The organism is Micromonospora sp. LOL_015, from assembly GCF_048060275.1.
Classification (GTDB): domain Bacteria; phylum Actinomycetota; class Actinomycetes; order Mycobacteriales; family Micromonosporaceae; genus Micromonospora_E.
Window position 1 is genome coordinate 204,611 of sequence record NZ_JBHMIO010000003.1, and the last position, 13,214, is coordinate 217,824.

10 protein-coding genes and 1 riboswitch are annotated in these 13,214 nt (G+C 71.4%); of the genes, 2 read left to right on the forward strand and 8 right to left on the reverse strand.

Annotated features, from left to right (window positions below; all coding sequences use genetic code 11):
• Positions 1 to 39: 39 nt before the first annotated feature.
• From ACFHWU_RS05050 to ACFHWU_RS05065, 4 genes are all read right to left on the reverse strand, one after another.
• On the reverse strand, positions 40 to 1,338 hold the full coding sequence (locus ACFHWU_RS05050) for a sensor histidine kinase (protein WP_416551176.1): 1,299 nt from the start codon (positions 1,336 to 1,338) through the stop codon (positions 40 to 42).
• Between the two features lie 28 nt (positions 1,339 to 1,366).
• The gene (locus ACFHWU_RS05055; RefSeq protein ID WP_416551175.1) at positions 1,367 to 2,035 is read right to left on the reverse strand and encodes a winged helix-turn-helix domain-containing protein; all 669 of its coding nucleotides are present in this window, start codon (positions 2,033 to 2,035) and stop codon (positions 1,367 to 1,369) included.
• Between the two features lie 48 nt (positions 2,036 to 2,083).
• On the reverse strand, positions 2,084 to 2,293 hold the full coding sequence (locus ACFHWU_RS05060) for a cellulose binding domain-containing protein (RefSeq protein WP_416589909.1): 210 nt from the start codon (positions 2,291 to 2,293) through the stop codon (positions 2,084 to 2,086).
• 504 nt (positions 2,294 to 2,797) lie between these two features.
• Positions 2,798 to 3,475 (reverse strand): potassium channel family protein, encoded by a 678-nt coding sequence (locus ACFHWU_RS05065; RefSeq protein ID WP_416589910.1) that lies wholly within the window; start codon positions 3,473 to 3,475, stop codon positions 2,798 to 2,800.
• Between the two features lie 252 nt (positions 3,476 to 3,727).
• Positions 3,728 to 3,863, forward strand: a riboswitch (cyclic di-AMP (ydaO/yuaA leader).
• 2 nt (positions 3,864 to 3,865) lie between these two features.
• Here ACFHWU_RS05065 and ACFHWU_RS05070 point away from each other — a divergent pair.
• Positions 3,866 to 4,882, forward strand: coding sequence for a coiled-coil domain-containing protein (locus ACFHWU_RS05070; protein WP_416551172.1), 1,017 nt, complete (start codon positions 3,866 to 3,868; stop codon positions 4,880 to 4,882).
• 57 nt (positions 4,883 to 4,939) lie between these two features.
• Here ACFHWU_RS05070 and ACFHWU_RS05075 read toward each other — a convergent pair whose 3' ends face one another.
• From ACFHWU_RS05075 to ACFHWU_RS05090, 4 genes are all read right to left on the reverse strand, one after another.
• Positions 4,940 to 7,309 carry a glycoside hydrolase family 65 protein gene (locus ACFHWU_RS05075; protein ID WP_416589911.1) on the reverse strand — a complete coding sequence of 790 codons (2,370 nt, stop codon included), beginning with the start codon at positions 7,307 to 7,309 and terminating at the stop codon, positions 4,940 to 4,942.
• Complete coding sequence (locus ACFHWU_RS05080) at positions 7,306 to 8,055, reverse strand: HAD family hydrolase (protein ID WP_416589912.1); 750 nt, start codon at positions 8,053 to 8,055, stop codon at positions 7,306 to 7,308. The genes ACFHWU_RS05075 and ACFHWU_RS05080 overlap by 4 nt, the downstream gene beginning before the upstream one ends.
• 96 nt (positions 8,056 to 8,151) lie before the next feature.
• Positions 8,152 to 9,465, reverse strand: coding sequence for an ABC transporter ATP-binding protein (locus tag ACFHWU_RS05085; RefSeq protein WP_416551169.1), 1,314 nt, complete (start codon positions 9,463 to 9,465; stop codon positions 8,152 to 8,154).
• A 126-nt stretch (positions 9,466 to 9,591) separates the two neighbouring features.
• Complete coding sequence (locus ACFHWU_RS05090; protein ID WP_416589913.1) at positions 9,592 to 11,412, reverse strand: glycosyltransferase; 1,821 nt, start codon at positions 11,410 to 11,412, stop codon at positions 9,592 to 9,594.
• 212 nt (positions 11,413 to 11,624) lie between these two features.
• Between ACFHWU_RS05090 and ACFHWU_RS05095 the strand changes: the two genes are divergently transcribed.
• A complete protein-coding gene (locus ACFHWU_RS05095; protein WP_416589914.1) occupies positions 11,625 to 13,094 on the forward strand; it encodes a hypothetical protein in 1,470 nt (489 codons plus the stop codon).
• Positions 13,095 to 13,214 lie beyond the last annotated feature (120 nt).

The following is a 13,214-nucleotide window of genomic DNA, read 5'->3' on the forward strand; positions in this document are numbered from 1 at the left end:
GCTCCCGGCACGCTGGCCTGTCCGCTCGGGCATACCGCCCTACCCGCCCTGACCGCCGGGCAGCCGCAGCCGGGCCTCGGCACCGCCGCCTTCGGCGTTGACCAGCCGCAGCTGTCCGCCGTGCAGTTGCGCCACCCAGCTGGCGATGGCCAGCCCGAGCCCGGTGCCGTCCTCGGTGCCGCTGCGGAACCGCTGCTCGGGCGCGGCGGCGACGGCTTCGCTGAGCCCGGTGCCACGGTCGCGTACCCGTACCGTCGGCGGTCCAGGGGTGACCTCGAGCCGGATCTCGGCCGGCTGGTCGGCGGCCCGACCGTGCTGGACCGCGTTCTGAATCAGGTTGCGCAGCGCGATCCGGACCAGCGCCGGGTCGCCGTACGCCACCACCGCCTCGGTGACCGGCACCGCGCGGTGCGGCGCGACGACGGTGTCGGTCAGCACCTCCTCGGCCAGTTGGTCCAGGCGAAACAGCTCGCGGCGCAGGTCGCGCAGGCCGGCGACGAGCTGGGCCCGGGTGAGCAGGACCGAGACCGAGTCGGCGAGCCGGTCGGCGGAGCGCACCACCTGGCGCAGCGCCGCCGGGCGGCGCTGCGGCTCGGCCAGCGCGGTCTCGGAGACGGCACGGATCACGGTCAACGGGGTGCGTAGCTCGTGCGCGGCGTCGGCGACGAACCGTTCCTGCTGGTTGAGCGCGTCGGCGATGGGCTCGGTGCCGCGGCGGGCGAGCAGGTAACCGCCGGCGCAGGCCAGCGCGGTGAAGCTGACGCCGCCAGCGACCAGGGCCAGGGCCAGCCGCCGGTTGGCGGTCTCGGCCGGCCCGGTGTCACCGAGCACGACGACGGCGCCGGCAACCGCCCCGGTGACGGCGTGCTCGAACGGTACGGCGAGCAGTGGGGTGGAGGTTTCGGCGGTGTCGCCGACCCCGCCGGCGAGCTCGGTGCCGGAGGTCCAGACCGTCCGGGCCGGCGCCAGCAGGTTGTCCGGCGGTACGACCGGCAGCCGGGCCGGATACGCGAAGACCAGGCTGAGGTCGGCCCGGCCGGCCTCGTAGACGTAGACGGCGGTGGTGCCGTTGGCGACCGCGTTGTCGAACAGTTTGTCGAGCTGCAGCGCCCCGGACTCGTAGTAGAGCAGGGCGGCGGCGGTGCTGGCGGTACGCCGCAGCTCGGCGGCGACCACCTCGTCGCGCTGCCGCCCGTCGACCAGCAACGCGACGGCACCCATCCCGGCCAGGCCGACCACGTTGATCGCCATCACCAGCAGCGTGATCCGGATCCGCAGGTTACGCAGCCGGTCGGCGGTCTGCAGCGGCTTGCCACCCCGCCGAACGCGGCGGTTCACGACGGCACCCCGCCAATTCGGCCGGCGGTCACGACGGCGCCCCGCCAACCCGGTAGCCGACCCCGCGTACGGTGTGAATCAACTGCGGCTCGCCGAGCTTGCGGCGCAGCTGGGCGACCACCGCGTCCACCACGTTCGAGCTGGGGTCGGCGAGCTCGTCCCAACAGTGTTCGAACAGGTCGCTGCGGCTGGCCACCGCCGGGCGCCGGACCAGCAGCATTTCAAGTACGGCGAACTCCTTGCGGGTGAGCGTCAGCAGGACGCCGGCGCGGCGCACCTCCCGGCGGGCGGCGTCGACCTCCAGATCCGCCACCCGCAGCAGCGGTGGGGTGGTGGCGCCACGGCGTCGGCAGAGCGCCCGGACCCGCAGCACCAGTTCGGCGGTGACGAAGGGCTTCACCACGTAGTCGTCGACGCCGGCCTGAAACCCGGCGATCCGGTCCCCGGCGCTGTCCAGCGCGGTGAGCACCAGGGCCGGTGTGGTGAGCCCGGCCCGCCGTCGGTGGCCGAGCTGGTGCAGTGAGTCGCCTTCCGGAAGGATCCGGTCGAGCACCAGGCAGTCGTAGTCGTTGATGCTCATGCTCAGGTCGGCCTGGCTCCAGTCGGCCGCCTGGTCGACGGCGAATCCGCCGGAGCGCAGCGCGGTGACGACGGCACTGCGTACCTCGGGGTCGTCCTCGACCACCAGCACCCGCATGCGGGCGAGGCTAGCAAGCCGCCGTCACCAGCGCGTCTTCGACGAGGGTCAGCCCGAGGACGCGCACCGGTCGCCGTTGAGCAGGAAGTCCGTCGGCGGCGGGTTGCTCACCGAGTGCCTGACCACGAAACCGAGCTGTACGCTGCCGCCGGCCGGGATCCGGCTGTTCCACGGCGTGTTGGTGACGGTGATGTCCGGCGGGACCAGGTCGACCGGTAAGGGCCCGGCCCGACCGTCGCCGCAGATCGGGCGCGGCAACCCAGCCACTGCCCAGGCCCCAATACACAACGAAGCCTGCCGATGCATCGACAGGCCGGGCAGCGCTGTCGGACAGATCGGCGTCGCGGTCCTGACTTGTTGGCGATTCCCCGCCGTAACAATCGAGGACTAGCGTGGGGACGGGGAGGGCAACCCCCGTCCCCACCATCAGTTGCTGAACACGCACGAGCGGTCTGGCGTCCGGGTCGTGCGTGACGCGCGGGAGCCGGGCCACGCGAGTGGCTCTGGTTCCACCTCCTCTCGACAGGTGGTGCGCGGGCTGGCGGCGGAGTCCGGGCTTGGCCCGCCGCCAGCCTCGGGAGCTGTGCGGTTGACACGGTGATGTCGCCATCGCCGCGCCACGCGTCGACTACTTCAACGGGGGCACATCCATCGATGGAAGCGCTCCCATGCAGGGACTGTAGCCTGAGTCACGAGTTTGCGAAAGTCCGGCGGCTGATCAGCTCACGAAATGAAGGTGTGATGAGGCGTTCACGCCCATGTTCACCGGCCGAACTGCTGAACCGCCGTGGTTGCCCCGGCGACGATCAGCAGCGCATCCGGCGGGATCAACGTCTCAGGTCCCGCGTACCTCAGCTGCCGGTCCCGCTCCTTGATCCCGACCACCGTGATGCCGTACCGCTGACGTAGCCGGCACTCGGCCAACGTCCGGCCGGCGGCGTCCGGCGGGGCGCAGACCTTGGCGATGGCGAACCCGTCGTCGAACTCGATGAAGTCGAGCATCCGACTGGCCAGCAGGCGGGCTACCCGGTCACCCATCGCCGCCTCCGGAAGGATCACATGGTGCGCGCCGACCGAGGCGAGGATCCGGCCGTGCTTGGCGGTGACCGCCTTCGCCCAGACCTCCGGGACACCCAGCTCGGTCAGCGCCACCACGGTAAGGATGCTGGCCTCGACGTCCGAGCCGATGCCGACCACCGCGCGGGGGCAGTCGGCGACGCCACACTGGCGCAACGCCTGGTCATCGGTTGAATCCGCCTCGATCACCCTCGGCAGCCGCTCGGACCAGCGATGCACCCGTTTGGGATGCTCGTCGATGCCCAGCACATCGTGGCCGAGGCGGAGCAGAGACTGGGCGACCTGACCACCGAACCGGCCGAGGCCGATCACCACCACGCTGTCGGCGTCCGGCGGCCCGACCGGGGAATCGTCATCTCTCACCGAAGATCCGTCCGACGCTACGACTTTCCCGCTTCCTCATACGCACTGTAGTCAGCCGCTAACCTCGGCGCAGCGATACCGACCCCTGACGACTTGTCGTACGCCGTCGAACGCAGAAAGTGGACATCACCGAAAGTCGTTGGCTGGTAACGGATTTTTCCAGCTCAGTCAGGATTGTCGAGGTGTTGATGCCGGTGACCAATCCGGTAAGCTTGCCGGCGGTCTTCGCCAGGCGGCGCCCACCGGTGCCGGCGGTGACCGCCGCCCAATCGCCCTCCGGGGTGAGCCGGGGAACCACGTTTCCACCGGGGTGAATCCGCGCCAGCGGTAGGGATCGTTCCGTCCCGAACCCGTCAGCTAACTCGGTCGGCGGCCAAGGAAAGGAACAGGATGACCGCACCCCTCCGCCGGCGGATTCCGACGACCGCGGCCCTCGCCGCCGTCGCCGCCCTGCTCGCTGGGTTCGTCGTAGTGTCGCCAGCCGCCGCTCAGGATCCGGATGACGAAGGCGCCCCGCCACTGCTCAGCGAAGTGCTCGAATCGACCGGCCGGGGCTTCGTCGAAGCCAAGGCGGCGGTCGACGAGTCCCGCAAACGCCAGTTAAAGCTCAACCTCGAGTTGGAAAAGGTCGAGGAACGGATTTCCGCGCTGACCCCACAGATCGGCCAGGTCGCCTCCAACTCGTACCGTCTCGGCCGGATCACCCCGGTGATGGTCCTGCTCAACAGCGCGGACCCGGACGAGTTGCTGGAACGCGCCGAAGGCCTGGACATGATCGCCATGCACGACAACAAGCGGATTCGGGAGCTCAACGAGGCACGCGAACAGGCAGCTCGGGCAGTCGCCGCGATCGACGCCGAAGTGGCCCGCGAGGAACAGCAACTCGAGGCAATGGCCCGGCAGAAGGAAGAGGCCGAAAAGGCCCTGCAACTGGTCGGCGCGGTCGCCACCAACGGGTTCGTCTCGGCCACCTCGCCGGTCGCCGCCCAGGCGCCGCGTAACTCGGACGGTTCCTGGCCGTCCCAGTCGTGCAGTCTGGACGACCCCACCACGAGCGGCTGTATCACTCCGCGCACCATGCACGCGCTGAACGAAGCGAAAAAGGCCGGCTTCACCCGCTTCGTCTCCTGCTTCCGCCCCGGTGGGCCGTTCGAGCACCCCAAGGGGCGGGCCTGCGACTTCTCCGCCCAGCAGCAGGGGTTCGGCGGCGACGCCTTCGGCGACGACCGGCTGTACGGCAACAACCTGACCGCCTTCCTGGTCCGCAACGCCGACAAGCTCGGCATCCTCTACGTCATCTGGTACCGCCAGTTCTGGTCACCGACCACCGGTTGGAGTTCGTACAGCGGCGCCAACGGCGATCCGAACAGCGACCACACCAACCACGTACATCTGTCCCTGCTGTGACCTGACCTCCTCTCCTCCTGCGGTGCCGGGTCGGCCCGGCACCGCACGAGGAGGTGGTCAGTCGGTACGCGCCGACCGGCGTACCGGTGACCGGCCGGTCGGCTGCTGCGGCGGCGGACCGACCGGATTGGCCGGCGGGATCGCCCGGGTGACCGGCTTGTCCGCAGCCACCGTGATCGGCTCGCCGTGGTGGGTAAGGTCAACGGTGGCGTTCGGGTCGACGTCACGCAGCGAGTAGGTCACCTCGTCATGCTGGACCGCCACCCGCAGCCGCAGGCCCCGCCACATCATGGCGAACTCCAGCCGGTTGATCCGCTGCGGCAGCCGGGGAGCGAAGGTCAGCTCCCCGCCGTGGTCACGCATCCCCCCGAAGCCGGCGACCAGCGCGAGCCACGCCCCGGCCAGGGCGGCCACGTGGATGCCGTCGCGGGTGTTGCGGTTGATGTCGTGCAGGTCCATCAACGCGGCCTCACCCATGTAGTCGTGGGCGAGCTCCAGATGGCCGGTCTCCGCGGCTATCACCGACTGAGTGCACGCCGACAACGACGAGTCCCGCACCGTACGCCGCTCGTAGTAGGCGAAGTTGCGGGCCTTCTCCTGCTCGGTGAACGCGTCGCCCCGCCAGTGCATCGCCAGCGCCAGGTCGGCCTGCTTGACTACCTGCTTGCGGTACAGATCGAAGTACGGGTAGTGCAGCAGCAGCGGATAGTGGTCCTGCGGGGCGCCGGCGAAGTCCCACTCCTGGTGCCGGGTGAACCCGGCCGACTGCGGGTGCACGCCCAGCTCGTCGTCGTACGGGACGTGCATCGACAGCGCCGCGTCCCGCCAGGCCGCGGTCTCCTCGTCGTCGACGCCGAGCACCCAGGCCCGGTCGGCGTAGCGCAGCGCGCAGTCGGCGGCGGTCAGCAGGTTCCGCTGCGCCATCAGGTTGGTGTAGATGTTGTCGTCGACCACGGCGGTGTACTCGTCCGGCCCGGTCACCCCGTCGATGTGGAACCGGCCGTGCCGGTCGTGGTGGCCCAGCGAACGCCACAACCGGGCGGTCTCCACCAGCAGTTCGAGGCCGATCTCCCGCTCGAACTCGACGTCCCCGGTAGCGTGCACGTACCGTCGGACCGCGTCGGCGATGTCCGCCGCCACGTGGAACGCGGCCGTGCCGGCCGGCCAGTACGCCGAGCACTCCTGGCCACGGATGGTCCGCCACGGGAACGCCGCCCCGTTGAGCCCGAGCATCCGGGCCCGCTCCCGCGCCTGGTCCAGGGTCGAGTGCCGCCAGCGCAGCACCGAGGCGACCGCCCCTGGCTGGGTATAGGTCAGTACCGGCAGCACGAACATCTCGGTGTCCCAGAAGGCGTGCCCGTCGTATCCCGGTCCGGTCAGGCCCTTCGCCGCGATCGGCCGCTGCTCGGCTCGGGCACCGGCCTGCAGCACGTGGAACAGCCCGAACCGGACCGCCTGCTGGATCTCCGGGTCGCCGTCCACCCGCACGTCCGAGTGGCCCCAGAAGTCGTCGAGGTACTTGCGCTGCTCGGCGCAGAGCCCTTCCCAGCCGGAGATCCGGGCGCCGGCCAACGCCGCGCCGACCTGGTCGCGCAGCGCCGGCAACGAGCGCTGACTGGACCAACCGTACGTCAGCAGCTTCACCATCCGCAGCCGCTGCCCCGGCTCCAGCAGGCAGGAGACGGTGGTCCGGACCCAGTCGTCGAAACCCTCGGTGCTGACCGACACCTCGCCGGGGCCGTCGATATCGTGCCCCATCGCCGCCGCCATCCGCAGCCCGCTGGCCTTGGTCCGGTGAATGAGCAGCCCGCCGTCGGGCTGCACCAGCCGCTCCTCGGCCTGCAGCGGCGTCTCCAGCACCGCCGCGACGCGCGGGTCCTTGCTCTGTGCCGGCAGCTCCTCATTGGCGACCAGCTCGGACTGCACGATGATGCGCAACGGTTCGTCGACCGCCTCCACCTCGAAGCAGATCGCCGCGACCGCCCGTTGGGTGAACGACACCAGCCGGGTGCTGCGGACCCGGGCGGTACGCCCGGCCGGCGAGCGCCACTCCAGCCGGCGGTCCAGCAGACCGGCCCGCAGGTCGAGCACCCGCTCGTGGGAGAGCAGGTCGCCGTAGCGCACGTCGAACGGCTCGTCGTCGATCAGCAGCCGGATCGGTTTGCCGTTGGTGACGTTGACCAGCGTCTGGCCGGACTCGGGGAAGCCGTAGCCGGCTTCGGCGTACGGCAGCGGCCGCAACTCGTAGAACGAGTTCAGGTAGGTGCCGGGCAGGCCGTGCGGTTCGCCCTCGTCCAGGTTGCCGCGGAATCCGACGTGCCCGTTCGCGAGGGCGAAGACCGACTCCGACTGGGCCAGGATGTCGAAGTCGAGCCGGGTTTCCCGCACGTGCCACGGCTCCACGGGGTAGGCCCGCTCGCGGATCACCGTTCGGCTCCGATTAGCAACTCCCCCAGATCGCTCACTACGATGTCGGCACCGTTGGCGAGCAGTTCGTCACCGATGCCGACCCGGTCGACACCGATGACACAGCCGAACTCCCCCGCACGCGCCGCCGTCACGCCGGCCAGCGCGTCCTCGAACACCGCAGCGTTGCCCGGCTCGACGCCGAGCTGCGCGGCAGCGGCCAGGAACGTGTCCGGTTCCGGCTTGCCCCGCAGGCCCTTTTCGCGCGCGATCACCCCGTCTACCCGCACCTCGACCAACTCCTCAATCCCCGCCGCGATCAGCATGTCCCGGCAGTTGGCGCTGGCCGAGACGACGGCCCGGTGCAGCCCGACCCAGCGGGCAGCATGAAGGTAGGCCAGCGAACCGTCGTAGACCTGCACCCCGTCCTCGGCGATGCGTCGCAGCAGCACCTCGTTTTTCCGGGTGCCGATGCCGTACACGGTGTCGGCCTCCGGGGGGTCGTCCGCCGACCCCTCGGGAAGCTCAACGCCGCGCGAGGCGAGGAAGGAACGCACCCCGTCGGACCGTGGCCGACCGTCGACGTACCGGCTGTAGTCGGCGCCCGGATCGAATGGCTGGAACGGATGGCCGGTCTCGTCGGCTCGGGCGCGGAGGAAGTTGTTGAAAGTTTCTTCCCACGCCGCGTTGTGCACTTTCGCGGTCTGAGTCAACACCCCATCGAGGTCGAACAGGCAGGCGGTCACATGAGCGGGTAGACCGAGCACGCAGCCAATCTAACCTGATCTCCGGTCGGCCGGCTCGGTTTCCACCAGCGCGCCAGCCCATGGTGACCGGTTAGTCACTCATCGCCATCTGCCCACTCATCGCCAGCCGACGTCGATCCGGTCACCCCGTTCGTCGAAGAAGTGCAGGGCGTCCATCCGGACCGAGACGGCCAGTGGATGGCCGGTGGTGACCGCCGGGTACGGAGCCAGTCGCACGGCCAGCTCGGCCGGCCGGCGGTGGTGCCGCCCCGGGTCGCTGAGCACGCTCTCCCGGTCCGGGCCGGACTCGGCCGATTGGTCGGCGACGCCCGCCCGCCCGACGGACCGACCGGTGAGGCGCTGCATCACGCCGCCGAACCGGCGCAGCCGGCTGCCGGTGCCGGCCGGCTCCACCGCCGTGCCGGCGAGGTCGTCGACCACGATCGCGGTGGCCCCGATGTCGAGGTAGGCCAACGACTCGTGGCCGTGGTGTTCGAGGAACCGGATCCGGCCCTGCAGCACGTCGTCCGAGCTGCCGGGGGCCACCGGGGTCAGGGCCTCGGCCCGCAGGCCGACCACGATGCGTTCCCCGTGGTAGTGCGACACGGCCCGGGCGCGCAGATCGGTCCAGGGCAGGTAGAGGGTCTGTTCGCCCAGGTTGAGCGCGACGTAGCGGTCGAGATGGACGTAGACCGAGGCCTCCAGCAGGTTCATCCGGGGGCTGCCGAGGAACGCGGCGACGTAGAGGGTGGCCGGCCGGCCGTACACCTCGGTCGGGGTGCCGACGTCCTGCAGCACGCCCTTGCGCATGATTGCCACCCGGTCGGCCATGGTGAGCGCCTCGGCCTGGTCGTGGGTGACGTAGACGGTGCTGACGCCGAGCTCGCGGACCAGCCCGGAGATTTCCGCCCGCAGCTCGGCCCGCAGCCCGCTGTCCAGGTTAGACAGTGGCTCGTCCATCAGGAACAAGCCGGGACGGCGGACGATGGCCCGCCCCATCGCCACCCGTTGCCGCTGGCCACCGGATAGCTGACTGGGCTTGCGGGCGAGCACGTCGCCGATGCCCAACGCGCTGGCGACGTCCGCCACCCGCTCCTGCCGGGACGCCGTCTCCACTCCGGACAGGCGCAGTGGGAAGGCGATGTTGTCCCCCACCGACATGTGCGGGTAGAGGGCGAAGTCCTGGAAGACCATCGCGACCCGGCGGTCCCGGGGCGGAATGTCGTTGGCCAGCTCGCCGTCGAGCAGCACCGCACCGCTGCTCGGATCCTCCAGCCCGGCGATCATCCGCAGCACGGTCGACTTGCCGCAGCCGGACGGGCCGAGGAGCACCATGAACTCACCGTCGTTGACGTCGAGGTTGACCTTGTCGACGGCGACGGTTCCGTCAACAAAGACCTTGGATACATCCTTGAGCGCGACGGTGGTCACCGCCACCTCCCCAGCCATCGGTTGCCGGCCCCCGAATGACTGTGACGAGCGCCATCGCCCTGGCACATCGGGTAAACGTGCCATGTTCATACTGTGACAGCCCGATTACCGGGAGAGTCGAGCTGGCTACCGAACGGTTACTTCGGGTAGCCCGGCCAACGATGTACCAAACTCCGGGTGCCGGGGTACCCCGTCCCACTGCTGGCCACCTCGACGCAGGAAGTAGTCGAGACCGGCGTCCCAGGTGTGCCCGGCCGCCCGTCGTTCGTACAGGTAGCCGAGCGGATGGGTGCGGTAGATCAGCCCGCCGGCGCGCAGCACCCGGTCCATCAGGCCACGGTCCACCGACCGGGGCACCGGCCGCCAACCACCGACCGCCTCCAGGTCCCCGCGCGCCATCAACATCGTGCCGCCGGCCACCGGGGCGCCGTACGCCTCCGGCGGCACCGCCGCCCGACGGACCGTGACCCCGAGCATCTGCAGCACCACGAACTCGGCCGCCTTGCCCACCAGCATCGCGCCCGAGTACTCCCGGGCCAGTACCAGGTCCCAGATGTGTTCCGGGCCGTACAGGTCGTCGTCGTCGACCTTGGTGACCAGGCTGCCCCGCGCCCGAGCGGTCGCCGCGCCCATCACCTCCCCGAAGCTGAACCCGGCCGGCGCGGTGAAGATCTGGATCGGCCGGCCACACTCACCGAGCCGCGCCCGCAGGTCCGCCGTCAACTCGATACCGTGCAGGCAGAGCACGATCTCCAGTTCGGGGTAGGTTTGCCCGGCCAGCTGCCGGACCACATCCGGCAGGTACTCGGGACGCCGAGTGACCAGCACCGCGCTCACCGACGGCGGTGCCGCCAGTGCCGGAAAGGTGTCGCCGGTGACGTCACCGGCGGCGAACGCGGCGGCGTGCCCACGCAACGCCGCCGACCGCTGCCGTACGCTGCGGATCTCCCACTCCAACGGATCCGCGCCGACCCCGGGCAGGTCGGTGCGCAGCACCGCCAGCAACGGCTCGGCCAGCCGGTCCGCTACCGCCGGCGGCAGTTGCGGCACCCGCAGCACGGCACCGGTCGCCGCCAGCTGGGCGAGCAGCGTCGCCTCCGCCGCCGGCGCGACCGCCGGCACGTCGGGGCAGGTCAGGTGGGTGAACCGGCGGATCGCCGCCAGCTGGTCGCCGGACAGCGGCGCGCCGACCAACCCGCCGCGTGCCACCGGCATCGCATCGGCTGCTGGGGAATCCACCCCGACCGGTGGCGAATTCGCCGGTGCCGGATCGGACTCAGCCGGCCGCACCTGCCAGCCCGACACCGGGTCGCCGGGCAGGAACTCCAACACTCCGGTCGGCTCCGTCGGCCCGTACCAGCGACCCCGGCCGACCGGGTTCGCCACCGCCGAATCGATCAGCACCAGCGGCTGCCGGTTGGCCACCCGGGCGCCGGTGCCACCGGCGGTCACCGCCACCCCGACCAGGTCCGACGGCGGGGCCAGCGTCGCCGCGTCCGGGGCGAGCACCACGTCGTACCCGCGAATCTCGGGGTTCGTCGCCAGCGCCCCGGTCACCGAGTGGTTGGCGTCGACCGGCAGCCAGCCGGGCGCCACCCCGACCGCCGCGACGTCGGCGCTGGCCGGTCGCGGCAACGGCCGGACCGGCGCCAGCACGGCCAGCGCGGCGGTGAGCAGATCGTGCAGCGGGACCGGCTCGGCCAGGTCCACGCTCAGCCGTGCGTTGCCGCCACCTCGCGGCAGCCGCACCCGGTGCCGCCGCAGGCCCGGTACCGGGCCCAGCCGGCCGGACCAGCCGGCGGTCGGCGGACGCCAACGGCGTACCCGGACCACCAGCTGGCGGGTCGGCGTAGCCGCGGCCGGCTCAGCCAGCAGGCGGCGCAGCGCCGCCACCGAGTCGGCGTCCACCAGCGTGCGGCGGGCCGCCCCGGTGGTCGGCCCGGACACTGGACGGCCGTCCGGTCGATCAGTCAATCGGACCCGCCACCACCAGCGCCGGTGCTCGGGGCTCCCGCCGCGCACGACGCCACCCACCGCATTCTCCGCCACCCTGCGCCACCTTGTCGTTCCGGCTCGGAGCACCACGTCGGGTCGAGGCACGCGACACCGACCCACATCACGGCAGAGGCTACCGGCCAGGCTTCCGGTACGCTGCACGCGTGTCCCTGCCTGGTGCCGTGTCCGCCGCTCCGTCACCACACAACGACTGGACCCTGATCGCCCCCGTGGAGCCCGGTCACCCGGCGCCCACCGCCCAGGTGAGCGTGCTGGTGGTCGGCGACGGTGGCGACCCGGCGGGCGCCGCCCGTACCGTCGCCGCACTGCGCCAGCAGCGGTACCCGGACCGGCTGTTGCAGATCGTCACCGTCACCGCCGACAGCGACTTCGCCGACCAGGTCGGTACCGCGAAGGGCGAGATCATCGTCCGGATTCCGGCCGGTGCGGTCCCGGCACCGGACCTGGTCTCGGCGCTCACCCGCTGGCAGCAGGCCAGTCCGGCGGCGGTCAGTGTCGCCGTACCGATGATCTTCTCCGGCCGGGCCCCGGACCCGGACGTGATCGTGGCCCATGCCAGCGCCGGCACCCTCGGCCAGCTCTTCCCGGGCAGTACGGTCGACCCCGGGCTGGCCCGGCTGCTCGACACCACGCATCAGCTCCGCACCGCCGACCATCTCGTTTTCCTGGCCGCCGCCGGCACCGGTTACGCCTTCCAACGGGACCGCTACCAGGCCGGCTCCGACCGGTTCCAGGGCACTGACGTCGAGGTCGCCTACCGGCTGGCGCAGGCTGGGGCGGTGTTCGTGCCGGAGCCGGCGGCGACGCTGTGGACGGCCGCCCCGGCAAATTCGGTCACCGCCGGGGAGCGGGCCGACGCCGAGCTGACCGACCTGGTGCCGTTCCCCCGCGCGCGTCGCAACCGGCCCGGCCGGGTCTGGCAGGTGCCACTGGTGACCGTCGTGATACCGGTCGACCAGCCGTACCAGGTGGTCCGGTCCTGCGTCGACCGGCTGCTCGGCGGAGACGAGCGCGACCTGCACGTGGCCCTGGTCGGCGACTGGGCCGTGGCCGGAACCGACAGCAGCGGGACCGACAGCAGCCGAGCCGACCTGCGGCTGCTGGCCGCCGAGTACCGCAGCGAACCACGGGTACGCATGGTCAGCAGCGCTCCGGTGACCGCTTTCCCCGCGCCGTACCTGCTCCGGGTGCCGGCCCGGCTGGGCGTCGGTCCGCGGACCGTCCGCTCGCTGGTCGAGGCGATGGAGAAGTGGCGGTGCGGGCTGCTCCGGGTGCTGCCGGCCGGTGCCGGTGCCCCGACCCACGCCGTCGAGTTGTGGTCCACCGCGGCCCGCAGCCGGGCGCTGCACGCCGGTACCGCCGACGGCGCGCTGGTCGAGGCGGTTGCCGCCAGCCACGGGCAACGGTGGGAGACCGGCAGCGAGTACGACGTGGTCGACCTGACCCCAGCCGGGTCGGGCGCGGCGGGCGGCTCGGCTACGGCCGGACCGCGCGGCGGCCGACGGGCCGGGCAGACGGTCACCGTCGGTGGAGCACGCAGCCTCGGCCGGGCGACCGTTTTCGTCGCCCGCAAGTACGCCCGCGGGGTACGCCGTCGGCTGGTCTCCCGCTGAGCCTCGATCGCCCGCCCCCACCAAGGGGCGATCATGAAAATTCCTTGTTTCGGACCACCCGGCACTACCCGCTGTTCGGGCACGGCGTTGCAGGTGGGCGATGATCCCGTCGGTTCCATC